Source organism: Streptomyces antarcticus (assembly GCF_026627255.1).
GTDB classification, from domain to species: Bacteria; Actinomycetota; Actinomycetes; order Streptomycetales; family Streptomycetaceae; genus Streptomyces; species Streptomyces antarcticus.
Genome location: NZ_JAPNLM010000001.1, coordinates 415,041 through 439,641, shown reverse-complemented (window position 1 = coordinate 439,641; position 24,601 = coordinate 415,041). Strand labels below are relative to the sequence as shown.

The following is a 24,601-nucleotide window of genomic DNA, read 5'->3' as shown; positions in this document are numbered from 1 at the left end:
GGCGATTGGCCCCGGCTGATAACAGTACGGGCATGACCTACGAACTGGCACAGGTGAACATATCCCGCCTCAAGTACCCCCTGAGCTCCCCGGAACTGAAGGACTTCGTGGACGGACTCGAACCGGTGAACGCCGCCGCGGATGGAGCGGACGGGTTCGTGTGGCGGCTGGAGGGGGAGGAGGGCGACGCGACCGACATCGTCTTTTTCGGTGACGAGTGGATCATCGTGAACATGTCGGTGTGGCGGGACGCGAACGCGCTGACCGCCTTCATGTACCAGGGGCAGCACCGCGAGCTGATGGCGCGACGCCGGGAGTGGTTCGAGCACGTCGCGGAGGCGATGACGGCGCTGTGGTGGGTCCCGGCGGGGGAGCGCCCGACGGTGGCGGACGCGGAGAAGCGACTGCTTCACCTGCGGGAACACGGCGCGACACCGCACGCGTTCACGCTGCGGACGTCCTTCCCGGAGCGGGCGGCGGCGTCATAGCCGGAGGGTGACGGCCCGCAGTTCGTTGGTCAGGGTGACGGGCCCGAGTGCCATCAGGGCCCATATGGCGCTGATCTCGCGGCCGGAGGTCCAGATGCCGGTGGGCGGCGCCAGAAACGGGGTGACCGTGATCGACCGGGCCGTGAACCGGCTCGTCCGGAGGTATCTCATGCCGCCGGTCCCGCACAGATACGAGCGGGCGCCGGTCAGAGCGGCGAGGTCGGCGAGCCGCCGGGACCGTCCCGGCCGGGCGGACAGTCCGCTGCTGCGGAGGATCTGGCCCCTCCGGCCGAGGAGGTCCAGCAGGACACGGGTCGAAGTCTCGGCGACGGCCGCGGTCCGGCCGCTGCCGAAGGCGTCCGCCACCGGCTCCATGGCGTGGGCGAGGGTGGGCCAGTGCGGGCTGGCTCCGTAGTTCTGCCGGAGCATCCCCATGGTCTTGCGGCGGGAGAGCTCGGGGTCCACGACCAGAGCCCGGTTGATCGCGGTCTTCCGGCCTTCGGGCAGGTGGGTGGGGATGGTCAGCCACTGGGACCGGTCTGGGTGGGCCAGGGCTGCCAGCCGGGTCCGGTGCTGGTAGTCGCGGTGGGTGAACTGCACGTCGTCGAGGACGATCCAGTAGTCCGCCGCGAACAGCTCGGCCAGCGTGGTCAGCCGGGGGAACAGGTTGGGTTGGTGGATGGCACACAGCCCGTCCGGGGCCGGGAAGTCAGTCGATGAGGCGGCTGGTGAAGCCGTCGCGGATGAGGGATTCGTACGCGTCATGCACGTCCTCCGGGACATCCTGGGCGATGGCGAAGCCGAGCTTCGGATACTCGATCACCCGCTGGTGGTCTCCGACGAGCATGTCCAGGACGAGCTTCTCGTCGCCGATGCTCTTCACGTAGTCGTCCAGCTCCAGCGGCTCCGACGCACACCGCACCTCGACCTCGGGCCACAGCTTGCGGGCGGTGGCGAAGGACCGCCGTTCCATGTAGGGCTTGGAGACCAGTAGCACGGTCTCCGGGACGATGCCGGCGGCGGCCAGGAGCTCGCGCGTGAAGGTGATGTTCTGGCCGGTGTTGGCCGCGTTGGGCTCGACCAGGATCGCGTCGTCGGGGACACCGAGTTCGAGAGCGTGCTCGCGGAAGTGCACGGCCTCCCCGCGCGGGAAGCGGGCCTTGGGCCGTGAAGAGGCCGGCGTGATAGAGGTCGGCAGAGGCCGCGGCGACCCCGAGGTCGTGGCTGCCCAGGCCGATCGCCACGTCGGCTGGGGTCAGGTCGTGGCCCATCTGGTGGTAGTCCCAGATCAGCTCGGCTCGTTGCCGCTGGTGATGGTCAGCCCATCATCGTGGGTGGCGGGATCGGACAGCAGGATGTGGCCGTGGGCTGGTCGTCTGGACCCACTTCAAGGCCGCCCCGCGAGCCGCGAGTGGGACCTGGCCGTGCTGACCCCACCTCGACGCCGCCCCGCCGCCGACAGGCTGCTGTTCGGGCTCGCCCGCACCGCCTGAACCACCAGTCCCCATGCACGGCCCCCAGCTCACCACGAGAGGTCACTGCCATGGAAATATTCGAACGTGCCAGGCTGGACGCCTACTTCTCCAAGATCGCAGCCCAGTTCGTACCGGACGAGCCGGTCGCATCGTTCCTGATCACCCACCTGCTTCCCGAGCGCCCCGCCTTCGTGCGAGCCGTCGCCGCGATGAGCTGTCTCAAGGCGGTGCTGCCCAAGCCCAAGTCGATCAGCCCGGCCGCCCAGCGCGTGGTCGAGCAGGCCGTCCCGGTCGACGCCCTCACCCGCGAACTGTTCACCGACCCCGACACCTTCCGGTTCCTCTTCCGTACCACCGCCGACATCGGTGAACTCCAGACCGAGGAGGTCTCCGACGCCGCCTGGCACGAGATCGACGAGGTCACCGCCCCGCAGCTGCGGCAGCGGATCGCCGACGCCCTGCGCTGACCACGAGAGATCCGGCCTGCGTCGGCTTCGGTGGTCTGCGCCTGCGCAGGCCGACGCAGCCGGGCTCACCCCCCGGCCCCCTCCGCTATCGCGGCGCGGACCTCCGCCACCCGCTCCGACTCCTCCGCCGCGAACCGCTCGCGGTCCAGCGCCTCCGCGATCTCCTCGTCCTGGCTCATCAGCAGGTCCAGGTTGGAGTCGCCCATCTCGAAGACGCCCATGTCCAGGTACGCCTTCTGCAGCCGCTCCCCCCACAGCCCGATGTCCTTGACGCACGGCACGATCCTGCTGAACAGCAGCTTCCGGAACAGGTGCAGGAACTCCGACTGCTCGCTGAACTCCTCCGCCTCCTTCCGGGGGATCCCGAAGTTCTCCAGCACTTCGACCCCGCGCAGCCGGTCCCGCATCAGGTAGCAGCCCTCGATCACGAACTCCTCGCGCTCGCGCCGCTCGGCGTCCGTCAACTGCCGGTAGTAGTCCCGCAGCGCCATCCGCCCGAAGGCCACGTGCCGGGCCTCGTCCTGCATCACGTACGCCAGGATCTGCTTCGGCAGCGGCTTGTCGGTCGTGTCGCGGATCATGCCGAAGGCCGCCAGGGCCAGGCCCTCGATCAGCACCTGCATCCCGAGGTACGGCATGTCCCACCGGGAATCGCGCAGGGTGTCGCCGAGCAATCCCTTGAGGCTGTCGTTGATCGGGTACAGCATCCCGACCTTCTCGTGCAGGAACCGCCCGAAGATCTCCGCGTGCCGGGCCTCGTCCATGGTCTGGGTGGCGGAGTAGAACTTCGCGTCCAGGTCGGGCACCGATTCCACGATCCGCGCCGCGCACACCATCGCACCCTGCTCGCCGTGCAGGAACTGGCTGAAGTTCCAGGCCGCGTAGTGCCGGCGCAGCTCGCCCTTGTCCTTCTCGGTGAGCTTGTCCCAGTGCCGGGTCCCGTACAGGGTCAGGACGTCGTCCGGGGTGCCCAGCGGGTCGTACGGGTCGACCTCGATGCCCCAGTCGATGCGCTTGGCGCCGTCCCACTGCTTGTCCTTGCCCTTCTGGTAGAGCGCGAGGAGCCGCTCGCGGCCGCCGTCGTACTCCCAGCTGAAACGGGCCGCGCCGGAGGCGGGAACCTGCCAGACTCCCGCGCCCGGGTCGTTGGTGTAGAGCTCGTGCGTCGACACTGGCACCACCTCGCGTCACGTACTTCCGTACAGGACCGGACAGTTGGCAGCGTCACACGTTGGTAGACGCGGGGTCAACAAGTCGTGCGCGGGGGATTGACGACCTTGCTGACAAGCAGTCTCATAAGGAGTGACCGCCGGTAACCCAATGAGCGAGGTGCCCGAAGCCATGACGACGGTGACCGATCGAGCCGCCCTGAGGGACGCTCTCGGCCTGCTCAAGGACCGCGAGCAGATCGCCGAGCGGCTCCTCGAATCCTCGGCCAAGCACTCCTTCGACCCCGACAGGGAACTGGACTGGGACGCCCCGCCCATTGAGGGCAAGTACTACTGGCCCCCGGAACTCCTCTCCCTCTACGACACCCCGCTCTGGAAGAAGATGGGCGAGGAGCAGCGCATCGAGCTCTCCCGCCACGAGGCGGCGGCGCTCGGCTCGCTCGGCATCTGGTTCGAGATCATCCTCATGCAGCTCCTCGTCCGGCACATCTACGACAAGTCGCTGACCAGCAACCACGTCCGCTACGCCCTCACCGAGATAGCCGACGAGTGCCGCCACTCGATGATGTTCGCCCGCATGATCCAGAAGGGCGGAGCCCCCGAGTACCCGGTCTCCCGCACGAACCACAACCTCGCGCGCATCCTCAAGACCGTCTCCACCACCCCCGGTTCCTTCGCCTGCACCCTCCTCGGCGAGGAGATCCTCGACTGGATGCAGCGCCTGACCTTCCCGGACGAGCGCATCCAGCCGCTGGTTCGCGGCGTGACCCGGATCCACGTCATCGAGGAGGCCCGGCACGTCCGCTACGCCCGCGAGGAGCTGCGCCGCCAGATGCTCACCGCCCCGCGCTGGGAGCAGGAACTGACCCGGATCAGCTGCGGCGAGGCCGCCCGCGTCTTCTCGCTGGCCTTCGTGAACCCGAACGTCTACGACAACATCGGCCTGGACCGCCACGAGGCCGTCGCCCAGGTCAAGGCCAGCGGCCACCGGCGCGAGGTCATGCAGGCCGGCTCCAAGCGGCTCACCGACTTCCTCGACGACATCGGCATCCTGCGCGGCGTCGGCCGCAGGCTGTGGAAGAGCTCCGGACTCCTGGCCTGAGGGCACCGCCGCCGGGCTACCCTGCGGTCATGACCGTACGCGCCTACCGCAGACTGGGCGTCGAGGAGCGGCGAGCCCAACTCCTCGACGCCGCCCTCTCGCTGTTCGCGCACCGGGCGCCGGAGGACGTCTCGCTGGACGACGTCGCGGAGGCCGCCGGGGTGTCCCGCCCGCTCGTGTACCGCTACTTCCCGGGCGGCAAGCAGCAGTTGTACGAAGCCGCCCTGCGCTCGGCGGCGGACATCCTCGAACTGTGCTTCGCCGAGCCCCAGGACGGCCCCCTGACCCAGCGGCTCTCCCGGGCCCTGGACCGCTACCTGGCCTTCGTCGACGAGCACCACGCCGGCTTCTCCGCCCTCCTGCAGGGCGGCAGCGTCGTGGAGACCTCCCGTACGACGGCCACGGTGGACGGCATCCGCCGGGCCGCCGCCGAGCAGATCCTCTACCACCTGGGCACCCCGGCGCCGGGCCCCCGGCTGCGGATGATGGTCCGTACGTGGATCACCGCGGTCGAAGCCGCCTCGCTCATCTGGATCGACGAGGGCAAGCAGCCGGACGTCGGCTCGCTCCGGGACTGGCTGCTCGACCAGTTCATCGCGCTGCTGACCGCCACCGCCGCCACCGACCCCGAAACGGCTGCCGCGGCCCGCGCCGCCCTCGCGCTGGAGTCGGCGGACGGCCCGGTCGGGGTGCTGGCCCGCCGCGTGATCCCCGTGGTCTCCGAGGCCGCCCACCTGCTGTGACACTGGTGGGGTGAGAAGCCAACCGACCCCCTTCGAGGGCGGCCCGATGGACGGCAGGGTGCTGCCGGTCATCCTCGGCCTGACCGGGCACCCCCCGAAGTGGTACGAGATCCCGGTCCCCGCGCCCGATGCCCCGCCCACGGTGCTGCTCTACGAGCGGGTCCCGTCGGGGTACTCGAAGCGGCTCGCGCTCCAGAAGGGGTGGAAGTACGCGTTCCGCCCCGACGGCACCAAACCCCGCCCCCGCTGGCCCTGGACGAAAACCCCCCGCCCCTGACGCCCGCTCCCTCGCGGGGAGCGGGGCGGGCGGGCGTGGCGGTACGGCTTCGGCGGCACGGGCCACCCGGCCCGCACGGGCCCCGCCCCCGCGCCCGCCCCTCGCCCGTGCGACGCCCGGCCCGCGACCCGCCCCGCCCGGCCCCGCGACCCGCCCTGCCCCGCGACCCGCCCCCGCCCCGCGACCCGCCCGGCCCCGCGACCCGCCCTGCGCCTGACGCGTCCCCCGTCAGGGTCAGGACAGCAGCCGCCCCGCGCCCGCCCCTCGCCCGCCCCCCCGTCAGGGCCCCGGGAGGGTCAGGACCGCCACCGCGCCGCCGCCCTCCGCCGCGCGGAACGCCAGCCGGGCCCCGATCGCCTCCGCCTGGCCCACCGCGATCGTCAGACCCAGGCCGTGCCCCTTCCCCCCGCTGCGGAACCGCTGCGGACCGTGCGCCGCCAGGTAGTCCGGGAACCCGTCCCCGTGGTCCCGTACCGTCACCACCGGCCCGTCCACCGTCACCACCACGGGCGGCCGCCCGTGCTTGTGCGCGTTCGCCACCAGGTTCCCCAGGACCCGTTCCAGCCGACGCCGGTCCGTCTCCACGTGCGCGTCCCGGACCACGACCACCTCCGTGTCCGTCCCCGACGCCCGCACCACCCGCCGTACCAGCCGTTCCAGCTGGTGCAGGTCCGTGTCCACCGCCTCGCTGCCCGAGTCCAGCCGGGAGATCTCCAGCAGGTCCTCCGTCAGCTGCCGCATCGTGCGCACCCGCTCCCGTACCAGCTCCGTCGGCCGGCCCTCCGGCAGCAGTTCCGACGCCGCCTGCAAGCCGGTCAGCGGCGTGCGCAGCTCGTGCGCCACGTCCGCCGTGAACCGCTGCTCACTCTCCAGCTTCGACTGGAGGCTCCCCGCCATCGTGTCCAGCGCCCCGGCGACCGTCGCCACCTCGTCCTGGTGCCGCGAGGGGTCCTTCGTCCGGGGGTCGCCCACCCGCGCGTCGAGGTCGCCCTGCGTGATCCGCCGGGCCACCGTCGCCGTCTGGTGCAGCCGCCGCGTCACCCGCGTCACCGAGAAGGCGCCCAACAGCAGCGTTCCGCCGATCGCCAGCACCGAGGACCCGATGATCGCGTTGTCGAGCCCGCTGATCGTCCGCGCGCTCTGCCCGTAGTCGACGGCGGTGGCCAGCACCCGCCCGTCCGCCGGCGCGGCCGCCCACATCGTCGGCCGGCCCCGGTAGTCGCCCACGACCGTCCCGCGGTGCCCGCCGAGGGCCAGCGCCCGCAGCTCCGGCGGAAGGGCCTGCGGATCGAGCCCGGACTCGGGCGGCAGGGGTTCGCCCGCCTCGTAGGCGTGCGCGACGTCCTGCAGCTTGACCAGCGCCTTCTCCCGCGCCGTCGCCACCGTCTGCCGGGTCACCTCCACGTGCACGAGCGCACCGAGTACGGCCGCCAGCGAGCAGCACATCACGACGATGAAGCACGCGGACTTCCAGGTCAGCGTGGCCGTCCACGCGGGCAGCCGCAGGCTCACGGCGCGCTGGGCCCGGGTGCGGTGGTGGGCCCGGGCGGCGGGGTGGAGGCCGTGGTCCGCGGAGCCGACGGCACCCGTACGATCTGCTCGCGCGTGGGCAGCATGGCTCGCTGCTTCTCGTCGTAGGACCAGGCGGTGATCAGCTCGTACCCGTTGTTCCCGCTGGGCACCCGCAGGATCACGTCCCGCGCGGCCAGCTCCACGCCGATGACCGTGTCCGTGGTCGCCATGATCCGGTTGAGCCGGCCGTCGGGATCCGCCGTGTACACCCGTACCGACATCATCCGGTCCGGCAGCTCGATGCCGACGAGCAGCTCGTCCCGGCCGTTGCCGGTCAGGTCGCGGTAGTACGGCGTCAGGACCGGGCACGCCGCGCCCTCACCGCCACCGCCACCGCCGTCCCCGGTGCCGCACGTCTCGATCGCGGCCGCCGTCCCGGCCGGCATCCCGTCGGCGCCGACGTCGGCGTTCGCGTGCGCGCGCACCTCCGCCCGGACGATGGCCAGCGGATCCACCTCACGCACGTTCTGGTTCCGGACGGGCGCGATCCCCTGTACGTACTCCGGCGGCGCGCCGCCGGGGTCGGCGGGCGGCACGGCCGCCCCCCGGCGCTCGGGCCACAGGTGGACGGGACCGCTCGCCGTGGGCGTCGAACCCGCCGCGGCCAGCCCGCCGCCGTCGCCGCAGCCCGCCAGTACGGGCAGCAGGCAGCACGTCAGCAGCGCGGTACCCGCGACCCGGCGCCGGAACGCCCGGGAGGGGCGGAGGGGCCGGCGAGGCGTGCGGAACGGGAGGTACGACTTCACAGGGCCCTGCGTCCTCCTGTCCGTGGCGATCCGGCATCCGACACCGGCAGTCGGCACCGGCATCCGGCACCGGCGTCCGTAGCGTCAACCTTATGCGGAGGTACGTCCTTTTTGCCCACCGGCCCCGTGGGGGCCGCCGAGACCCCGGTGACCTGCGCGTCAGCCCTCGGTGCGCCCGCGCCGCAGCATGGCGAAGCCGAGTCCGGCCGCGCCGACGGCCGCGATCCCGCCGCCCGCCGCGAGCAGCAGCACGCCCTCGCCCGGCTCGTCGGCCAGCGTGTTCAGGCGCAGCGCGTCGGCCGGCCCGGTGGCGACGACGCGGCTGCCGCCGGCCTCGCCCGTACGCGTCGCGGAGGCGGATCCCGAGGCGGATCCCGAGGCGGATCCGGGGGCGGATCCGGGGGCGGATCCCGGGGCCGGGACGGAGGCCGGGACGACCTGGCCGTTCCGGGTGCCGGTCTTGTGCCCGTCGCCCGCGACGGCGTGCCCGGCCCCCCGCGCGGGAGGCTCGCCCACCCAGGAGGTCAGCCGGCCGTCCGCGTCCAGCGAAGCGCGCAGCTCACCGGCGCCGCCGGTGCCGGCGATCCCGTCGCGGCTGGTCAGGGTGGCCGCCTTGGCGCCGTCCGCGGTCAGGATGTCGGCCTCGTACGCGCCCTTGCCGACGCGGTACACCTTCGCCGTGGAGACGCCGTCCGCCAGCGAGAGGCTCTTGAGCAGCGTCCGCTGGGGGCCCGCGGAGTGCGCGGACGCGGCCGCCGGCACGCCCTCGGCGAGCGCCGCGGCCGCGGGGATGGCCAGCAGGCTTCCGGCGCAGACGGTCACGGCGGCGGCGCGAACGAGAGTGCGGCGGCTGACGGTGCTCACGGGGAAGTCCTTCGATGCTGGTCAGGGCCTGGCGTGTCCAGACGGGACAAACGTAGGCGGCGGCCGTTGCGGCAGGGCCCCGTTCGTGTAACAGCGGCGTCGCAGGGTTCCGGCGGAGTCGTTACACCGCCGGGGGATTGCCCCCGGGCGACCCGGCTGCTCCCATGGACGGCGGGGGTGAGGGCGATGAGGGGACTCAGGGTCGTACCGAGCGGGCGGCCCGGTCGCGGGCGGCTGTACGTCAACCTGCCCGACGGGCGGGCGGTGGCCTGGTACGACCGGCGGGCCAACCGGATCAGCGTCCTCGCGGACGACCAGCGCGACGCCGTCGTGCGGGCGTTGCGGCCCTTCCTGACCGGTGCCGTCTCCATCGGCCCGCCACCGGTGCCCACGGCGGCGGAACTGCGGAGCCTCGAACTCCCGCCGGACGCGGACCTGGCACCCAACCGCCCCGGCGAGAACCTGCTGGGCGAGCTGGACCACGGAACGGCGGGCACCCGGGCGCGCCACCGGCTCCGCCGGGACCTGGCCGCCCAGCAGCGGTCGGGCGACGCCTTCGACGCCCTGGAGGCGCGCGGCTGGCGGATCCTGCACTGCGTCCCGCTGCCCGGCCTCGGCCTCATCGACCACCTGCTCATCGGCCCCGCGGGGATCTTCTGTGTCCGTACGGTTCCGGCCCGGGGGCAGCGTGCCGCGGTCGGCGACCTCCTGATCGCCGTCGGCCGGGCGGACCCCCGCCCGGACCCCCACTGGGCCCGCCGCGCCGCGGCCCGCGCCGAGCAGGCCCTGACGTCCCGGGCCGCCGCGGACGGTTCCGAGCCACCCTTGACGTCCCGGGCCGGCGGCGCCCGGTCCGGGTCGGCCCCGACGGTCCGCGTCACCGGGGCCCTGGCGGTGGACGACGCCTCCCGCGTCGAGGTGGCTCCCACCGTCCGCGACCTCCGCGTCCTCCAGCCCCGGACGGCCGCCCCGGACCTCGGCAGCCTGCCCACCACCCTCGAACCCCCGGCCGTGGAGGCCCTGTTCGCCCTCGCGCGCGACACCCGGACCTGGCTGCACGTCCTCTCGGGCGTGCCCGAGAAGCCCCGGCCGGCCCGCGACGTCTGAGGGCGCGCCGCGGTGAAGACCCCGGACCCCGGGCGGTCGGCGCCGTGGCCGTGGGGCTCCCCGGGTGGCCGCCGGGCGCCGGACTCCAGGGGCTCGCGTCAGGCGGAGGTGCGCTTCCGGGCTGTCGGGGCGGCCTTCTTCGCGGTGGCGGTCTTCTTCGTGGCCGCCGCCGTGGACTTCGCCGAAGTGGTCTTCGCCGAAGTGGACTTGACCGCGGTCGACTTGACCGCCGTCGACTTCGCGGCGGACTTCGCCGCCCCCGTCGCGGTGGTCTTCTTCGTCGCCGCCGACGCCGTCTTCTTCGCGGCCGCCGCCGTCGACTTCTTCCCGCCGACCGCCTTCGGTGACGCGGCCGCCGCCTTGCGCCGGATCGGCGTCACCTCGGCACCGGCACCGGCACCGGCACCGCCTCCGGCACCGGCGCCCGTACCCGCATCCGATCCCGCGCCCGCCGTTCCCTCCGGCTCCGCGCCGGACCCCGGTTCGCCGCGGGAGGCCTTGGCCGCCCGTACGCTCTTCTCCAGCGCGGCCATCAGGTCGATCACCTGCCCGCCCGCCGGTGCCGCCGCCACCTCCGACGGCTCGAAGGCCCCGCCCGCCTTCGCCGTGACCATCGCCTCCACGGCCTCCCGGTAGTCGTCGCGCAGGGAGGCCATCTCCACCTCGCCGAGCGTCGCCATCAGCGCGTCCGCCAGGTCGAGTTCGGCGTCCCGTACCGACACCGAACCCTCCGGGGCCACGCCCTCGGGCGCCCGGATCTCGTCCGGCCACAGCAGCCCGTGCATCGCGATCACGTCGTCGACCACCCGCAGCATGCCCAGCCGCTCCCGGCCCCGCAGCGCGTACTTGGCGATCGCGACCTTCCGGCTCCGCTTCAGGGCCTCCCGCAGCAGCGTGTACGGCTTCGCCGCCGTCGCCCCGTTCGCCGCGAGGTAGTACGCCGCGTCCATCTGCAGCGGATCGATCTCCTCCGCGGGCACGAACGACATGATCTCGATCGTCTTCGCGGTGGCCAGCGGCAGCTGGGCCAGGTCGTCGTCGGTGATCGGGATGATCGACCCGTCGGCCTCCTCGTACCCCTTGCCGATCTCGGCGCCCGACACCTCCTCGCCGTCCAGTTCGCACACCTTGCGGTAGCGGACCCGCCCGCCGTCGGCGAGGTGGATCTGGCGGAAGGAGATCGAGTGGCTCTCGGTGGCGTTCACGAGCTTGATCGGAATGCTGACCAGGCCGAAGGAGATCGCCCCGTTCCAAATGGATCGCACGGTTCCTCCTGTTTCGTGGCAATCTCATCGTATGACGCCGATCACTTTGGTGGAGGGCCGTCGCATCGCGCTCAGCAATCTCGACAAGGTCATCTATCCGGAGACCGGCTTCACCAAGGGCGAGGTGCTCCACTACTACGCCACGGTCGCGGGCTCCCTCCTCGCCCACATCCACAACCGGCCGGTGTCCTTCCTGCGCTATCCCGACGGTCCGGACGGCCAGCGCTTCTTCACCAAGAACCCGCCGCCCGGTACGCCCGCCTGGGTGAAGACCACCCCAGTGCCCCGCTCCGAGGACTCGACCGCCGAACAGGTCGTCGTCGCCGACATGGCCACCCTCATGTGGTCCGCCAACCTCGTCGTGGAGTTCCACACCCCGCAGTGGCCCGCCGGCAGCCCCGCCGTCGCCGACCGGATGGTCCTCGACCTCGACCCCGGCCCGCCCGCCACCGTCGTCGAGTGCTGCGCCGCCGCCCTCTGGCTGCGCGAGCGCCTCGCCGCCGACGGACTGCACGTCTACGCCAAGACCTCCGGCTCCAAGGGCCTGCACCTGGCCGTCCCCCTGGAGCCGACCCCCTCCGAGCAGGTGTCGGCGTACGCCAAACAGCTCGCGCAGGAGGCCGAACGCGAGCTCCCCGACCTGGTCGTGCACCGCATGGCCAAGGCCCTGCGCCCCGGCAAGGTGTTCGTGGACCACAGCCAGAACGCCGCCGCCAAAACCACCGCCGCGCCGTACACCCTGCGCGCGCGGCCCCGGCCCACCGTCTCCGCGCCCGTCTCCTGGGACGAGGTCGCCGACTGCCGGACCGCTTCCGACCTGGTGTTCCTCGCCGACGACATCGCGCCGCGGCTGGCCCTCGACGGAGACCTGTTCGCCCCCCTGATCAACCTCAACCGGGCCGGCCGGCTCCCCGGCCGCCCCCGGCCGGCCGGGCCCCGGCCGTGATCCGCGTCGCGCTGGCCGCCGCCGTACGGACCCTGCCCCGCGGGGCGGGCCTCGCGTACGAGCCGAAGTTCGACGGCCACCGCCTCGTCGTGCTGCGCTCGGCGATGGACGTCGTGCTCCAGGCGCGCTCCGGCCGGATCGTCACCGCCGCCTTCCCCGACCTGGCCGCCGCCGCCCGGCCCCTGCCCGCCGGGACGGTCCTCGACGGCGAGGTGGTCGTCTGGCACGCCGGCCGCACCGACTTCGCGCTCGTCCAGCGCCGCGCCGCGGCCACCGCGGCGCGCGCCGCGGTCCTGGCGCGGAGCCTGCCGGCCTCGTACGCCGCCTTCGACGTCCTGGAGCTGGCCGGGCTGGACGTGCGCGGACTCCCGTACGAACGCCGTCGGGCGCTCCTGGTCGACCTGCTGCTGCCCCTGGGCCCGCCACTGCAGCCGGTCCCTATGACGACCGACCCCGAACTGGCGGCCACCTGGTACGAGACCCTGCCCGCCAGCGGCATCGAGGGCCTGGTCGTCAAACGGCTGGACCAGTCCTACCCGGCCGGGCGGCGCGGCTGGACCAAGCTCCGGCACACGAACGTGCGGGACGCGGCGGTGGTCGGCTACACGGGCACCCCGCGCCGCCCGCTCGCCCTGGTCCTCGCGCTGCCCGGCGGGGTCGAGACCCCGGTGGTGTCGAGCCCGCTGACCGCGGCGCTGCGCGCCGAGGTGGCGGGGGCGGTGGCCGCCCGGGCGGAGACGGGCCCGGCCGGAGCGACGGTCACCGCCATCGGCCTCGGCGAGGTCCCCTTCCGGCCGCTGGACCCCCCGCTCGCCGCGGAGGTCCGCCACACGTCGGCCCGCCACCCGCCACCGGAGGTCCTCCGCCTCCGGACGGACCTCTGACCCGTGCTGGACTTCTGACCCGGACGGACCTCTGAGACCCGGACGGACCCCTGACCCCGTACTGGACCTCTGACCCGTACAGCCGCGAGGGCCGTACGGGTCAGAGCGAGCGGGGTCGTCGGTCAGCTGTGCGCGCCGCGGCCCGAGTCCGGGGGAGACCCCGGCTGCGGGTGCGGTCCAGGCCCCTCCACCTGCCCGTAGCCGGACTCCCGTTCCGCCCGCGCCTCTTCCTGATGGCTGTGGGTGGTGGAGCCGAAGTTCCCGTAGCCCTGCATGTCGTGCGGGCGCAGGCCGCTCTCCGGGAACTCCACGTGCTCCCGCTCCTCGCGGACCTCGTACACCGCCCCTCCCTCCGGAAGATGGGGTTGGCTCTCCGCCGACGGTGGGGCGGGCTCCTGCGCCCGGACCTTCTTGCCCAGCCAGAAGGCGCCGAGGAGAAAGCCCACCACGGCGAGCCCGACCACCAGGAACCACGCGATGTCGGTCAGGGTCGAGTCCACGCTCAGGGTCACATCCATGTGTCTATTTTCTCGCACTTTGATCCGCTATGCGCTGTTCTGGCGTGGATACCTTGCTGCATTCGGGGTAAGCGTCGAACGCGCTGAACGGACACCGAAGGCGCCGCACGAACGCCGAGCGCCAGAGGAGGCGGCCATGCCCCGCGGATCTTCCCCCAAGCGTGAACGCCAGTACGAGCACATCAAGGAGAGCGCCGAGCGGCGCGGCGAGCCCGCGAAGAAGGCCGAGGAGATCGCCGCCCGCACGGTCAACAAGGAGCGCGCCCGCGCCGGAGAGTCCAAGACCGCGAGCAAGGAGTCCCTCGACGACATGTCCTCGTCGCGACGCGGTGGCCTGCACTCCCACTCCGGTGCGCAGGGCCCCACGTACGACCAGCTCTACGCGGAGGCCAAGCGCCGCAACGTCCACGGCCGCTCGGGCATGAACAAGGCGCAGCTGGGGCGCGCCCTCGGCGACACCTGAGCCGCACCACACCTCGTGCCGCTGCCGGGCCGGAGGGGATCACCCGCGCAGCGGGCCGTCCGAGTCCCGCAGGGCCCGGGCCTCGCGCCCGCCGAGCACGCCCAGGATCTCGGCGCAGATCGCGAGCGCCGTCTCCGCGGGCGTCCGTGCCCCCAGGTCCAGGCCGATCGGACCGTGCACCAGCGCCAGTCGGGCCTCGCCCACCCCGGCGGCGGCCAGCCCCTCGCGGCGCCGCGCGGTCGTCCTGCGCGAGCCGAGCGCCCCCACGTACGGGACGCCGAGGGCCAGCGCACCGCGCAGGGTGGGGACGTCGAAGGCCGGGTCGTGGCTGAGCATCACCAGGCAGGCGGCGTCACGGTGTTCGGACAGGAGCTTCCCGGCCGTCGCCGCGTCCTCGACGGTCACCGCGCCCCACCCCAGCAGGGCGGCCTGCCGCCCGATGACGTCGGCCAGCTCCCCGCCCCCGCCGATGACCAGGTACGGGGCCGAAGGGTACGCCTCCACGAGCACCAGCCCGGACTCCCCGTACAGCGCGTCCCGCCCGGGCCGCCGGGTGGCGAGCAGCTCCCCGGCCCGCCGCGCGGCATCGTCGCGGGGGGCGTCGACGGCCCGTACGACCTCGCTGACCGCCTGGTCGGCGGCCTCGTTCAGCCGGGTCACCAGCGCCACCCCGGCGCCCTGCCCGAGCAGCTCCCACCACTCGGCGGGCACCGCGGACAGCGGCTGGAGCAGGATCTCGGCGGATCCGCCGCAGGTCAGCCGGGCCTCGACCGCCTCCGCTCCGGCCACCGACACCTCGCACACCCGGGCGGTACACCCGCCGGGCACGGCGGCCGCCTCAGCGGCCAGCTCGGCGTCGAACACCCCGTTGTACATCGCCCCGACGCACTCGCCGCGGGCGTCCATCAGTACGGCACCCGCCGGGTCCCGCGGCCCGAAACCCTGCTCCGTGACGGGCCTGGCCAGGAACCCGGCCCGCCCCTCGGCCGCCCACCGCCGCGCCGTCTCCACCAGCTCACGCATCCGCGCTGCCCCATCCCTCTGCGAGCTCACTCCCCGCAAAGCGCCAGGTCAACGGCACGATGCGGCCTCGGAAGCCACCCTACGCACGGCCCCCGCCCGGACCCACCCCCCAAACCCACAGACCCCGCCCCACCTCCCTCGTACAGACCACCGGAACCACCCGGGATCAAGGCGCACCAGAGCGGAGTGTGCCTACGCCCGTCCGTGGCGGCCGACACGGAACACCGCACCGAACGCGCCGGGGCCCGGCTACCCCAGCAGGTGCCGATTCACCGCACGCGCTTCGCCGGCGAGCAGGGAGAGCTCCCGCACCTCGACGCCCTCGGATCGAAGCGTCTCCACCCCCACGCAGTCCGCCACCAGCAGGCTCGGCTCCCGCCATGCGATGGCCACGCGGCGGATCGGGGAGCGGAGGATGAGCTGGGTGCAGGTCAGAGGGCGGGACTTGCGTTCCGAGCAGGGTTCCAGGGTGCTGTAGAGGGTGGCGCCCGCCAGGCGGGGGTCGTCCAACGGGAGCTTGGCCAGGGCCGATTCCTCCGCGTGGACGTGGGCGTCGGTCTCCCGCGAGTAGCCGCGGGCGAGTTCCCCGCCGTCCGCGCCGACGACGATGGCGCCGACGGAGAAGGCGCCCTCCGCGGGCGGGCACTGCTTGGAGAGCTCGATCGCCCGCTCCATCCAGGTCACGTCTTCTGCGTGCGTCACGCGGAACCCTCCTGCTTGGGCAGATAGCGGAGAAGGACGACGTCGCCGAGCGCGCGCGCCTCGGCGAGGCGCATCCGGCGGGTGGAGCCGCCTGGGTAGGCGGCCGGGTTGAGGAAGCGGGGGGCATCCGCGTCACCGACGACCAGGGGCGCGATGACGAGGTGGATCTCGTCCGCCAGGCCCTGGGAGAGGAACGCGGTGTGGATCCGCCCGCCGCCCTCCACCATCAGCCGCTCGACACCGCGGTCGCCGAGGTCGTCCAGGATCGCCCCGAAGTCGATGACCGGGCCCGTGGAGACCACGTCCGCCAGGCCCGACAGCTCCTCGCGGAGCTTCTCCTCGCCCGCGTCCGTGGTGTACGCGAGCTTGTCGCCGCCGTGGTGCCAGAACTTCAGGCCGGCGTCCAGGTCCCCGCTCGCGGAGACGGTCACCTTGAGCGGACAGGCGGGCTTGCCCGCCGCCAGCCGCGCCGCGCGCCGCTCCTCGCTGTTCACCAGCAGCCGCGGGTTGTCGGACCGCATCGTGGCGGCGCCGATCAGGATGGCGTCCGACTCGGCACGCACCTGGTCGACCCGGTCGAAGTCCTCGGCGTTGCTCAGGAGGAGACGTGTGGTGCTGGTGTCGTCGATGCAGCCGTCCACCGAGGTGGCCGCGCTGAGCAGAACGTAAGGGCGGGGCATCGGGAGTCTCTCCAAGATGCTGGTCGGTGCGGAGGGCGAGCCGGCTCAGGCTTCGCCGGCATCAGTGTCGGACAACGACGAACGCCCGGACTCAGTGGGCCTGGGTTCGGGCCTTCATGCTTGGCACTTCAGCTGGTCAGGGATGCGATCGCGACGCCCGGACCCGGCCGAACAGACCACGGGCCTCGCGCGGCCGCACGCTGCGCGGCGGCCTGCGGCGAGGTCCAGTTGAGGTTGACCTTGATCAGTCCCGAGGTCACGCCGTGCTTGTCCAAGGAGACCGTGGGCGCAGCCTTCGTCAAGTTCACGGTGGAGGGCTTGGCCATGCGGCACCTTTCCGGGAAAGGGGGAGGAGCAGTCGACGACACTACAGACGAGAGCATGGTGCCTCAGCGGGTCGGCTGAGCCGGAATGACCCCTGAGGTGCTCGAACTGCTGACAGCGTTTGCCTCGCGCGGGTCGGTGGCGCGCTGATCGCCGGTCCGTTCCGTGGGCGGCCTTACCGAATCATCGGCTCGGTGAAGTGGCTGGAGTCGCAGCCGTTCGGCCGGCGTGAGTACGACGCCCTGGTGCGGGACATGCTCGCCGTGCCCGGCGCCGAGCCGGGCACGGCGCTGGTGGCGGTGTCCCGTTGTGGTGTTGAGGATGGTCTGCCTCTTGCGGCGCACTGGGGTCCGGAGGACCTTGTTGGTGCCTGGCGGTAGTCAGGGAAACCGCCAGGGTGGTCATGGTGATGTACCCACCTCGGGCGCCCAGTGGCGGTAGGCATCGACCAGCCTCTGAGAGAACGGGACCATCGGTCTCGCGGTGCAGTCAGTGAAAGGATCTCAAGCGGAGAGTCAGCTGAGGCAGGCTGCCGCGCCACGAACGTGGGCCGTCGTTCAGGCTGTTGGGCCCGGTTGCTGGAGTCGTGGCGACCTGCCCACCTGCCCAGCGGCACTCTAGGGGCCCCGGTGCGCCCCTCTCGCCACTCACTCGCGATCAGTGACAGGCAACGACGAAGGGCCGGACTCAGTGAGACTGAGTCCGGCCCTTCGTCTTCGGCACTTCAGTAGGTCAGCGGGTTGATCACGCTGTCCGAGCTGGAGTGCCCCCGGCAGGATTCGAACCTGCGCACACGGCTCCGGAGGCCGTTGCTCTATCCCCTGAGCTACGGGGGCGCGTCCGCCGACTTGCGGCGACGGGTTGAACACTACCAGCTCCCCCGGGGTGATCAGGAACCGATTCGGCGGGGGGAGAAGGGTGCGTCGCCCGGAGGGGGCGGAAGTGGCGAAAGCCCGGACGCGGGGGCTTCGCCGGACCTACTCTCGAGTTGTGCCAGGCGTCTCGGGCCGGGTGCTTGTTGTCGATGACAACAAGGTCATCCGGCAGCTGATCAAGGTCAATCTCGAGCTGGAGGGCTTCGAGGTCGTGACCGCGAACGATGGTGTCGAGTGCCTGGACGTCGTGCACCGGGTGTGTCCCGACGCCATCACCCTTGATGTGGTCATGCCGCGGCTCGACGGGTTCGGTGCCGCCGCCCAGTTGCGGGCCGATCCGCGGACCCGACACCTGCCCGTCGCCATCGTCAGCGCCTGCACGCAGTACGAGGTCGAGGCCGGCATCGCCGCCGGGGTGGACGCCTTCGTCGCCAAGCCCTTCGAGCCCGCCGAGCTGGTGCGCGTCGTGCGGCGGCTGGTCGAGCGCAAGGACCGCCGCGACGGCAGGAAAGGGACCCCCGCCGGAAGGGGCAGGGGGTAGTTCCCCGTGACGGCCGGCCCGCCCGCGGGCGGCACCTGTTCACATGGCGAAACCCTTGGCGTGACGCGGGGGTGTCTCGCCTAGGCTGGTCCCGTGAACCCCGCCGACCTCCCCCGTACCGTCGCGCACGCCGTGCGCTGCGCCGTCGAGGACGGGGAGCTGGGCGGGGTCCCGCCCGAGCGGGTGGTCGTCGAGCGGACGCGGCCCGGGGGAGTGGGGGAGTACGCCTCGCCCGTCGCCTTCCAGATCGCCAAGGGCGCCCGGATGCGGCCCGCCGACGTCGCGGCCGTGCTGGCCCGCCGGCTGGACGGCGTCCCCGGGATCGAGCGCGTCGAGGTCACCGGCCCCGGGTTCGTGAACTTCGTGCTGCCGGCCCTGTCCGCCCCCCGGATCATCGCCTCCGTGGCCGCGCCGCGCCCCGCCCCGCCCGCCCCCGTCGGCGGGACGCCCGGGCTGCGTGAGCGTGCCGTGCGCGAGGCCGTCGTACGGATCCTGCACACCCAGGGCCGCCGGGACGACGCCCCGGCGCCCCCCACCGCCGCGCCCCTCGCCGGGCGGGACGGCGACGTCCTCGCCCGGTACGGGGCCGACGCCGTGCTCTGGGCCGTGCTCGCCGTACCGGCCCGCGAGACGCCCGAGTTCTCCGACCGGCTGCTCGTCCAGGGCGAGGACAGCGAGTTCTTCCGGGTGCGGTACGCCCACGCCCGCAGCCGGGCGCTCCTGCGCAACGCCCGCGACCTGGGCTTCGGGCCCGCCGCCGGGGAGGTGGACGACGCCCCCGCGCTGCTGCGCGTCCTCGCCGACCACCCGCTGGCCCTCGAAGCCGCCGCGCACCACCGGGCACCCGAGCGCCTCGCCCGGCACCTCGTCGAGCTGGCCGACGCCCTCCTCGACTTCCAGTACCGCGTCCTGCCCCAGGGGGACGAGAAACCCTCGGCCGCCCACCGCGCCCGGCTGGCCCTCGCCGAAGCCGCCGGGACGGTGCTGGCCGGCGGCCTGGCCCTGCTCGGCATCGACGCACCCGAACGCCTGTGACCCGCGAAGAGAGATACCGATGAGCCGTTCCGCGCACCCCGCCGGGCCCCGCCACGCCGACGTCATGCCCGAGGGGCACTACTCCCCGCCCGCCGCGGACCTGAACGTCCTCGACGAGAAGGTCTGGGCCCGGACCGTCCACCGCAACGCGGACGGCGTCGCCGTCGTCGGCGGTATCGAAGTGACCAGGCTCGCCGAGGAGTTCGGGACCCCCGCCTACTTCCTCGACGAGGAGGACTTCCGCGCCCGCTGCCGCGCCTGGGCGCTCGCCTTCGGCAAGGACGCCGACGTCTTCTACGCGGGCAAGGCGTTCCTCTCCAAGGCCGTCGTGAAGTGGCTGGGGGAAGAGGGTCTCAACCTCGACGTCTGCTCGGGCGGCGAGCTGGCCACCGCCCTCGCCGCCAGCATGCCCGCCGCGCGCATCGCCCTCCACGGCAACAACAAGTCCGTCGCCGAGATCACGCGCGCCATCGAGGCCGGCGTGGGCCGCATCGTCCTCGACTCCTTCCAGGAGATCGCCCGCGTCGCGCACATCGCCCGTGAGCTGGGCGTACGCCAGCCTGTGCAGATCCGCGTCACCGTCGGCGTCGAGGCGCACACCCACGAGTTCATCGCGACCGCGCACGAGGACCAGAAGTTCGGCATCGCCGTGGGCGACGGGTCCGCCGCCGAGGCCGTCCGGCGCACGCTGGGCCACGACAGCCTGGAGCTGCTCGGCCTCCACTCCCACATCGGCTCGCAGATCTTCGACATGGCCGGCTTCGAGGTCTCCGCGAAGCGCGTCGTCCGGCTGCTGGCCGCCGTACGCGACGAGCACGGCGTCGAGCTCCCCGAGATCGACCTCGGCGGCGGCCTCGGCATCGCGTACACCTCCACCGACGACCCGGCCGAGCCGCACGACATCGCCAAGGCCCTCCACGAGATCGTGGCGCGCGAGTGCGAGAGCTCCGGCCTGCGCGCCCCGCGCATCTCCGTCGAGCCCGGCCGGGCCATCGTCGGCCCGACCGCGTTCACCCTCTACGAGGTCGGGACCATCAAGCCGCTGGAGGGACTGCGGACGTACGTCTCCGTCGACGGCGGCATGTCCGACAACATCCGGACGGCCCTGTACGACGCCGAATACTCCATCGCGCTCGTCTCCCGCACCTCCGACGCCGCGCCGATGCTCGTCCGCGTCGTCGGCAAGCACTGCGAGAGCGGGGACATCGTCGTCAAGGACGCGTTCCTGCCCGCCGACCTGGCCCCCGGCGACCTCCTCGCCGTGCCCGCGACCGGCGCGTACTGCCGCTCGATGGCCAGCAACTACAACCACGCGCTGCGCCCGCCCGTCGTCGCCGTGCGTGACGGCGAGGCCCGGGTCATCGTCCGGCGCGAGACGGAGGAAGATCTCCTGCGACTCGACCTCGGATGATGAAATAGACGTCTCACTCAATGGACCGAGGATGGAAAGTGCTGTCCATTGAGTGAGACTGGTTCACGACCGGCGTGCGATCCGCGCGCGGTTTCATGCTGGAAGATCGAAAGGCGTAGGTCGAATGATGCGTACGCGTCCGCTGAAGGTGGCGCTGCTGGGCTGTGGAGTGGTCGGCTCAGAGGTGGCGCGCATCATGACGACGCACGCCGACGACCTCACGCAGAGGATCGGCGCGCCCGTCGAGCTCGTCGGCGTGGCCGTACGCCGCCCCTCGAAGGTGCGCGAGGGCATCGACCCCGCGCTGATCACCACGGACGCGACCGCCCTGCTCAAACGCGGTGACATCGACGTGGTCATCGAGGTCATCGGCGGGATCGAGCCGGCCCGCAGCCTCATCACCACCGCCTTCGAGAACGGCGCGTCGGTCGTCTCCGCGAACAAGGCGCTGCTGGCCCAGGACGGCGCCGCGCTGCACGCCGCCGCCGAGCAGCACGGCCGGGACCTCTACTACGAGGCCGCCGTCGCCGGCGCCATCCCGCTGGTCCGCCCGATGCGCGAGTCCCTGGCCGGCGACAAGATCAACCGTGTGATGGGCATCGTCAACGGCACGACGAACTTCATCCTCGACAAGATGGACTCCACCGGCGCCGGGTACCAGGAGGCCCTCGACGAGGCCACCGCCCTCGGGTACGCCGAGGCCGACCCGACCGCCGACGTGGAGGGCTACGACGCCGCCGCCAAGGCCGCGATCCTCGCCGGCATCGCCTTCCACACCCGGGTCCGCCTCGACGACGTCTACCGCGAGGGCATGACGGAGGTCAGCGCCTCCGACTTCGCCTCCGCCAAGCGGATGGGCTGCACCATCAAGCTGCTGGCGATCCTGGAGCGGGCCGCCGACGGCGCGTCCGTCACCGCCCGCGTCCACCCCGCGATGATCCCGCTCACGCACCCGCTGGCCTCCGTCCGCGAGGCGTACAACGCGGTCTTCGTCGAGGCCGAGGCCGCCGGGCGGCTCATGTTCTACGGGCCCGGCGCCGGCGGCTCGCCGACCGCGTCGGCGGTTTTGGGTGACCTCGTCGCCGTCTGCCGCAACAAGCTCGCCGAGGCGACGGGGCCGGGTGAGTCCGCGTACACCCAGCTGCCGGTCAGCACCATGGGCGACGTCGTCACCCGCTACCACATCAGCCTCGACGTGGCGGACAAGCCGGGCGTCCTCGCCCAGGTCGCGACCACCTTCGCCGAGCACGGCGTGTCGATCGACACGGTACGACAGCAAGGACGTCCGGACGGGGTCGGCAATGAGGCCTCCCTCGTCGTCGTCACCCACCGTGCGCCCGACGCCGCCCTCTCCGGGACCGTCGAGGCGCTGCGGAAGCTGGACACCGTCCGCGGTGTCGCCAGCATCATGCGTGTTGAAGGGGAGTAAGGACCCATGAGCAGCAATCCCACCCACCAGTGGCGCGGCATCATCGAGGAGTACCGGGACCGCCTGCCGGTGACGGACAAGACTCCCGTGGTCACACTCCGCGAAGGGGGCACTCCGCTGGTCCCCGCGCAGGTGCTCTCCGAGCGCACCGGCTGCGAGGTGCACCTCAAGGTCGAGGGGGCCAACCCCACCGGGTCCTTCAAGGACCGCGGCATGACCATGGCGATCACCCGGGCCAAGGAGGAGGGCGCCAAGGCGGTCATCTGCGCCTCCACGGGCAACACCTCGGCCTCCGCCGCCGCCTACGCGGTGCGCGCCGGGATGGTCTGCGCGGTGCTCGTGCCCCGCGGCAAGATCGCGCTCGGCAAGATGGGCCAGGCCCTGGTCCACGGCGCCAAGATCCTCCAGGTGGACGGCAACTTCGACGACTGCCTCGACCTGGCCCGCGCGCTGTCCGACAACTACCCGGTGGCGCTGGTCAATTCGGTCAACCCGGTGCGCATCGAGGGTCAGAAGACGGCCGCGTTCGAGATCGTCGACGCGCTCGGCGACGCCCCCGACATCCACGTGCTGCCCGTCGGCAACGCCGGCAACATCACCGCGTACTGGAAGGGCTTCAAGGAGTACAAGGCCGACGGTCTCGCCTCCCGTACGCCCCGCGTGTGGGGTTTCCAGGCTTCCGGGTCCGCGCCCATCGTGCGCGGCGAGATCGTCAAGGAGCCGCACACCATCGCCACCGCGATCCGCATCGGCAACCCGGCCTCCTGGGACTACGCGCTCGCCGCGCGCGACGAGTCGGGCGGGTTCATCGACGAGGTCACGGACCGTCAGATCCTGGCCGCCTACCGGCTGTTGGCCTCCCAGGAGGGCGTCTTCGTCGAGCCCGCCTCGGCCGCTTCGGTGGCCGGCCTGATCAAGGCCGCCGAGCTGGGCCTGGTCGACCCCGGTCAGAAGATCGTGTGCACCGTCACCGGCAACGGTCTGAAGGACCCCGACTGGGCCGTCGCGGGCGCCCCGCAGCCCGTCACCATTCCGGTGGACGCCGAGGCCGCGGCCATCCGGCTCGGCCTGGTCTGAGGCCCGGCCCGAGAGCCGGGTTCCGGGGGTCCCCGTGACCCCCGGAACCCGGCAACTCACCCCGTACGACGACAAAAGCGCCGGCCGGGTCCGCGACACGCATCGTGCGCCTCCTGTGCGCCCTATGTCGCGGGGGAACCTTCCTTCGATACGCTGTACCCACATCCGCCGCCGCGCATATGACGTGCGGTGCTGCCCCGTGGGCCTTCGGGTGTCGTACGTTCTGCAGTACATTCGCAGCGAGCCAGCGTGAGATCTCGCACAGTCACAAGGAGTGTCATCGGACGATGGCCGGTCCAGCGTTCCGCGCCGCCGCCGTACGGGTGCGCGTTCCCGCCAGCAGTGCCAACCTCGGCCCGGGCTTCGACGCCCTGGGCCTGGCCCTGGGGCTCTATGACGACGTCGTCGTCCGGGTGGCCGATTCCGGCCTGAACATCGACATCGCGGGCGAGGGCGCCGACACCCTCCCGAGGGACGAGCGCCACCTGCTCGTACGCTCCATGCGCACCGCCTTCGACCTGCTGGGCGGGCAGCCGCGCGGCCTCGAGGTGGTCTGCGCCAACCGCATCCCGCACGGGCGCGGCCTCGGTTCCTCGTCCGCCGCGATCTGCGCCGGCATCGTCGCGGCCCGCGCCGTGACCATAGGCGGCGAGGCCAAGCTCGACGACGCGGCGCTCCTGGAGCTCGCGACCGAGATCGAGGGCCACCCCGACAACGTCGCCGCCTGTCTGCTCGGCGGCTTCACCCTGGCGTGGATGGACGGGGGCAGCGCCAAGGCGATCCGTATGGACCCCGCCGATTCCATCGTTCCGGTGGTCTTCGTGCCCTCCAAGCCGGTCCTGACCGAGACCGCGCGCGGCCTGCTGCCGCGCACCGTCCCGCACGTGGACGCGGCCGCCAACGCGGGTCGCGCGGCGCTGCTGGTGGAGGCCCTGACCAGGCGTCCCGAGCTGCTGCTGCCGGCCACCGAGGACCGCCTCCACCAGGACTACCGGTCCCCGGCGATGCCCGAGAGCGTGGCACTGGTCGCACGACTGCGGGCGGACGGCATCCCCGCGGTGATCTCCGGCGCGGGCCCCACGGTCCTCGCGCTGGTCGACAACGGTGCGGCCGACAAGGTCGCGCGGCTCGCGGGCGAGGGATGGGCCGCCAACCGGCTCGCCCTCGACGCCGCGGGCGCCAGCGTGCTTCCCCTGGGTACCCAGGGGGGCTAGGCCGCGTCCGCGAAGACGCGGCCGGTCAGGGGCGGGCGGCCGGGGCAGGCCGCCCGCGCCGAAGGGCGCTGTTGCCGGTGATTGAGAGGGGGAATGTGTGTTGGATCCGGTAGTGTTAGTCTCAAGTGAGCATCCGAAGCCGCCATGGCTCGGTGCTCAGTGTCCCCATTCGGGACCACCTTTTCTCCGGGAGCCTCCCCGACT

At 72.6% G+C, this 24,601-nt stretch carries 27 protein-coding genes, 1 tRNA gene and 1 pseudogene; 16 read left to right on the top strand and 13 right to left on the bottom strand.

The genetic code is table 11. The features are described 5' to 3' along the window. Positions 1–32 precede the first annotated feature (32 nt). On the top strand, positions 33–488 hold the full coding sequence (locus OTB16_RS02000) for a DUF3291 domain-containing protein (protein ID WP_267717856.1): 456 nt from the start codon (positions 33–35) through the stop codon (positions 486–488). On the opposite strand, the gene OTB16_RS01995 is transcribed toward OTB16_RS02000, so the two are convergent. Further along, complete coding sequence (locus OTB16_RS01995) at positions 483–1,253, bottom strand: WbqC family protein (RefSeq protein ID WP_267717855.1); 771 nt, start codon at positions 1,251–1,253, stop codon at positions 483–485. The two genes, OTB16_RS02000 and OTB16_RS01995, sit on opposite strands and share 6 nt — an antisense overlap. Beyond that, a pseudogene (locus OTB16_RS01990) lies at positions 1,198–1,759 on the bottom strand (YdcF family protein). Before OTB16_RS01990 ends, OTB16_RS01995 begins: the two are co-directional and overlap by 56 nt. A 272-nt stretch (positions 1,760–2,031) precedes the next feature. On the opposite strand from OTB16_RS01990, the gene OTB16_RS01985 reads away from it, so the two are divergent. Further along, a complete protein-coding gene (locus OTB16_RS01985; protein ID WP_267717854.1) occupies positions 2,032–2,430 on the top strand; it encodes an NUDIX hydrolase in 399 nt (132 codons plus the stop codon). 65 nt (positions 2,431–2,495) lie between these two features. Here the strand turns inward: OTB16_RS01985 and OTB16_RS01980 are convergent, their stop codons facing one another. Further along, the gene (locus OTB16_RS01980) at positions 2,496–3,602 is read right to left on the bottom strand and encodes a ferritin-like domain-containing protein (RefSeq protein WP_267717853.1); all 1,107 of its coding nucleotides are present in this window, start codon (positions 3,600–3,602) and stop codon (positions 2,496–2,498) included. 169 nt (positions 3,603–3,771) lie between these two features. Between OTB16_RS01980 and OTB16_RS01975 the strand changes: the two genes are divergently transcribed. Genes OTB16_RS01975 through OTB16_RS01965 form a run of 3 tightly spaced genes read left to right on the top strand, consistent with a single transcriptional unit; the run spans position 3,772 to position 5,721 of the window. Next, the gene (locus OTB16_RS01975) at positions 3,772–4,701 is read left to right on the top strand and encodes an AurF N-oxygenase family protein (RefSeq protein ID WP_267717852.1); all 930 of its coding nucleotides are present in this window, start codon (positions 3,772–3,774) and stop codon (positions 4,699–4,701) included. A 29-nt stretch (positions 4,702–4,730) separates the two neighbouring features. After that, positions 4,731–5,444 carry a TetR/AcrR family transcriptional regulator gene (locus OTB16_RS01970; protein ID WP_267717850.1) on the top strand — a complete coding sequence of 238 codons (714 nt, stop codon included), beginning with the start codon at positions 4,731–4,733 and terminating at the stop codon, positions 5,442–5,444. Positions 5,445–5,454: 10 nt separating this feature from the next. Continuing rightward, positions 5,455–5,721, top strand: a complete 267-nt coding sequence (locus tag OTB16_RS01965; protein WP_267717849.1) for a hypothetical protein — start codon at positions 5,455–5,457, stop codon at positions 5,719–5,721. A 279-nt stretch (positions 5,722–6,000) separates the two neighbouring features. Here the strand turns inward: OTB16_RS01965 and OTB16_RS01960 are convergent, their stop codons facing one another. The 3 genes from OTB16_RS01960 to OTB16_RS01950 all read right to left on the bottom strand — a co-directional run bounded on the left by OTB16_RS01960 (position 6,001) and on the right by OTB16_RS01950 (position 8,903). After that, positions 6,001–7,233 carry a sensor histidine kinase gene (locus tag OTB16_RS01960; RefSeq protein ID WP_267717848.1) on the bottom strand — a complete coding sequence of 411 codons (1,233 nt, stop codon included), beginning with the start codon at positions 7,231–7,233 and terminating at the stop codon, positions 6,001–6,003. Then, positions 7,230–8,039 carry a hypothetical protein gene (locus tag OTB16_RS01955; RefSeq protein ID WP_267717847.1) on the bottom strand — a complete coding sequence of 270 codons (810 nt, stop codon included), beginning with the start codon at positions 8,037–8,039 and terminating at the stop codon, positions 7,230–7,232. Before OTB16_RS01955 ends, OTB16_RS01960 begins: the two co-directional genes overlap by 4 nt. A 159-nt stretch (positions 8,040–8,198) precedes the next feature. After that, positions 8,199–8,903: a hypothetical protein gene (locus OTB16_RS01950; protein WP_267717846.1), complete on the bottom strand. Its 705-nt coding sequence runs from the start codon at positions 8,901–8,903 to the stop codon at positions 8,199–8,201. 186 nt (positions 8,904–9,089) lie between these two features. On the opposite strand from OTB16_RS01950, the gene OTB16_RS01945 reads away from it, so the two are divergent. Further along, a complete protein-coding gene (locus tag OTB16_RS01945; protein WP_267717845.1) occupies positions 9,090–10,010 on the top strand; it encodes a nuclease-related domain-containing protein in 921 nt (306 codons plus the stop codon). A 98-nt stretch (positions 10,011–10,108) separates the two neighbouring features. On the opposite strand, the gene ku is transcribed toward OTB16_RS01945, so the two are convergent. Further along, on the bottom strand, positions 10,109–11,275 hold the full coding sequence (ku, locus tag OTB16_RS01940; protein ID WP_267717844.1) for a non-homologous end joining protein Ku: 1,167 nt from the start codon (positions 11,273–11,275) through the stop codon (positions 10,109–10,111). Between the two features lie 31 nt (positions 11,276–11,306). On the opposite strand from ku, the gene ligD reads away from it, so the two are divergent. Together ligD and OTB16_RS01930 are read left to right on the top strand one after the other, a co-directional pair. Continuing rightward, on the top strand, positions 11,307–12,221 hold the full coding sequence (gene ligD, locus OTB16_RS01935) for a non-homologous end-joining DNA ligase (RefSeq protein ID WP_267717843.1): 915 nt from the start codon (positions 11,307–11,309) through the stop codon (positions 12,219–12,221). After that, entirely contained in the window at positions 12,221–13,105 is an 885-nt protein-coding gene (locus OTB16_RS01930; RefSeq protein ID WP_267718374.1) for an ATP-dependent DNA ligase, read from the top strand. The genes ligD and OTB16_RS01930 overlap by 1 nt, the downstream gene beginning before the upstream one ends. Before the next feature lie 122 nt (positions 13,106–13,227). Here OTB16_RS01930 and OTB16_RS01925 read toward each other — a convergent pair whose 3' ends face one another. Next, positions 13,228–13,623, bottom strand: a complete 396-nt coding sequence (locus OTB16_RS01925; RefSeq protein WP_267717842.1) for a DUF6479 family protein — start codon at positions 13,621–13,623, stop codon at positions 13,228–13,230. 136 nt (positions 13,624–13,759) lie between these two features. On the opposite strand from OTB16_RS01925, the gene OTB16_RS01920 reads away from it, so the two are divergent. Beyond that, positions 13,760–14,086, top strand: coding sequence for a plasmid stabilization protein (locus OTB16_RS01920; RefSeq protein ID WP_267717841.1), 327 nt, complete (start codon positions 13,760–13,762; stop codon positions 14,084–14,086). Between the two features lie 39 nt (positions 14,087–14,125). Here the strand turns inward: OTB16_RS01920 and OTB16_RS01915 are convergent, their stop codons facing one another. From OTB16_RS01915 to OTB16_RS01905, 4 genes are all read right to left on the bottom strand, one after another. Then, positions 14,126–15,109: an XdhC family protein gene (locus OTB16_RS01915; protein ID WP_267717840.1), complete on the bottom strand. Its 984-nt coding sequence runs from the start codon at positions 15,107–15,109 to the stop codon at positions 14,126–14,128. 249 nt (positions 15,110–15,358) lie between these two features. Then, positions 15,359–15,811, bottom strand: a complete 453-nt coding sequence (locus OTB16_RS39185) for a cytidine/deoxycytidylate deaminase family protein (RefSeq protein WP_324290109.1) — start codon at positions 15,809–15,811, stop codon at positions 15,359–15,361. Continuing rightward, a complete protein-coding gene (locus OTB16_RS39180; RefSeq protein WP_324290761.1) occupies positions 15,808–16,491 on the bottom strand; it encodes a RibD family protein in 684 nt (227 codons plus the stop codon). Before OTB16_RS39180 ends, OTB16_RS39185 begins: the two co-directional genes overlap by 4 nt. A 128-nt stretch (positions 16,492–16,619) precedes the next feature. Then, on the bottom strand, positions 16,620–16,817 hold the full coding sequence (locus OTB16_RS01905; protein ID WP_267717839.1) for a hypothetical protein: 198 nt from the start codon (positions 16,815–16,817) through the stop codon (positions 16,620–16,622). Between the two features lie 192 nt (positions 16,818–17,009). On the opposite strand from OTB16_RS01905, the gene OTB16_RS01900 reads away from it, so the two are divergent. Beyond that, positions 17,010–17,195, top strand: coding sequence for a hypothetical protein (locus tag OTB16_RS01900; RefSeq protein ID WP_420717591.1), 186 nt, complete (start codon positions 17,010–17,012; stop codon positions 17,193–17,195). Positions 17,196–17,579: 384 nt separating this feature from the next. Here OTB16_RS01900 and OTB16_RS01895 read toward each other — a convergent pair. Further along, a tRNA-Arg gene (locus tag OTB16_RS01895) sits at positions 17,580–17,651 on the bottom strand. 106 nt (positions 17,652–17,757) lie between these two features. On the opposite strand from OTB16_RS01895, the gene OTB16_RS01890 reads away from it, so the two are divergent. From OTB16_RS01890 to thrB, 6 genes are all read left to right on the top strand, one after another. After that, complete coding sequence (locus OTB16_RS01890) at positions 17,758–18,231, top strand: response regulator (RefSeq protein ID WP_420717590.1); 474 nt, start codon at positions 17,758–17,760, stop codon at positions 18,229–18,231. Between the two features lie 93 nt (positions 18,232–18,324). Further along, positions 18,325–19,266 (top strand): ArgS-related anticodon-binding protein NrtL, encoded by a 942-nt coding sequence (gene nrtL, locus OTB16_RS01885; RefSeq protein WP_267717837.1) that lies wholly within the window; start codon positions 18,325–18,327, stop codon positions 19,264–19,266. 19 nt (positions 19,267–19,285) lie between these two features. Beyond that, the gene (gene lysA, locus OTB16_RS01880; RefSeq protein ID WP_267717836.1) at positions 19,286–20,677 is read left to right on the top strand and encodes a diaminopimelate decarboxylase; all 1,392 of its coding nucleotides are present in this window, start codon (positions 19,286–19,288) and stop codon (positions 20,675–20,677) included. Positions 20,678–20,804: 127 nt separating this feature from the next. Beyond that, positions 20,805–22,106 carry a homoserine dehydrogenase gene (locus OTB16_RS01875; RefSeq protein ID WP_267718373.1) on the top strand — a complete coding sequence of 434 codons (1,302 nt, stop codon included), beginning with the start codon at positions 20,805–20,807 and terminating at the stop codon, positions 22,104–22,106. Positions 22,107–22,112: 6 nt separating this feature from the next. Further along, on the top strand, positions 22,113–23,183 hold the full coding sequence (thrC, locus tag OTB16_RS01870) for a threonine synthase (protein ID WP_267717835.1): 1,071 nt from the start codon (positions 22,113–22,115) through the stop codon (positions 23,181–23,183). A 287-nt stretch (positions 23,184–23,470) separates the two neighbouring features. Continuing rightward, complete coding sequence (gene thrB, locus OTB16_RS01865) at positions 23,471–24,397, top strand: homoserine kinase (RefSeq protein ID WP_267717834.1); 927 nt, start codon at positions 23,471–23,473, stop codon at positions 24,395–24,397. Positions 24,398–24,601 lie beyond the last annotated feature (204 nt).

Coding starts and splice junctions, on each gene's coding strand:
- OTB16_RS02000 (WP_267717856.1), top strand. CDS start 33: ATGACCTACGAACTGGCACAGGTGAACATATCCCGCCTCAAGTACCCC.
- OTB16_RS01995 (WP_267717855.1), bottom strand. CDS start 1,253: ATGACGCGTACGAATCCCTCATCCGCGACGGCTTCACCAGCCGCCTCA.
- OTB16_RS01985 (WP_267717854.1), top strand. CDS start 2,032: ATGGAAATATTCGAACGTGCCAGGCTGGACGCCTACTTCTCCAAGATC.
- OTB16_RS01975 (WP_267717852.1), top strand. CDS start 3,772: ATGACGACGGTGACCGATCGAGCCGCCCTGAGGGACGCTCTCGGCCTG.
- OTB16_RS01970 (WP_267717850.1), top strand. CDS start 4,731: ATGACCGTACGCGCCTACCGCAGACTGGGCGTCGAGGAGCGGCGAGCC.
- OTB16_RS01945 (WP_267717845.1), top strand. CDS start 9,090: ATGAGGGGACTCAGGGTCGTACCGAGCGGGCGGCCCGGTCGCGGGCGG.
- ligD (WP_267717843.1), top strand. CDS start 11,307: ATGACGCCGATCACTTTGGTGGAGGGCCGTCGCATCGCGCTCAGCAAT.
- OTB16_RS01925 (WP_267717842.1), bottom strand. CDS start 13,623: ATGGATGTGACCCTGAGCGTGGACTCGACCCTGACCGACATCGCGTGG.
- OTB16_RS01920 (WP_267717841.1), top strand. CDS start 13,760: ATGCCCCGCGGATCTTCCCCCAAGCGTGAACGCCAGTACGAGCACATC.
- OTB16_RS01915 (WP_267717840.1), bottom strand. CDS start 15,109: ATGCGTGAGCTGGTGGAGACGGCGCGGCGGTGGGCGGCCGAGGGGCGG.
- OTB16_RS39180 (WP_324290761.1), bottom strand. CDS start 16,491: ATGCCCCGCCCTTACGTTCTGCTCAGCGCGGCCACCTCGGTGGACGGC.
- OTB16_RS01905 (WP_267717839.1), bottom strand. CDS start 16,817: ATGGCCAAGCCCTCCACCGTGAACTTGACGAAGGCTGCGCCCACGGTC.
- lysA (WP_267717836.1), top strand. CDS start 19,286: ATGAGCCGTTCCGCGCACCCCGCCGGGCCCCGCCACGCCGACGTCATG.
- OTB16_RS01875 (WP_267718373.1), top strand. CDS start 20,805: ATGCGTACGCGTCCGCTGAAGGTGGCGCTGCTGGGCTGTGGAGTGGTC.
- thrC (WP_267717835.1), top strand. CDS start 22,113: ATGAGCAGCAATCCCACCCACCAGTGGCGCGGCATCATCGAGGAGTAC.
- thrB (WP_267717834.1), top strand. CDS start 23,471: ATGGCCGGTCCAGCGTTCCGCGCCGCCGCCGTACGGGTGCGCGTTCCC.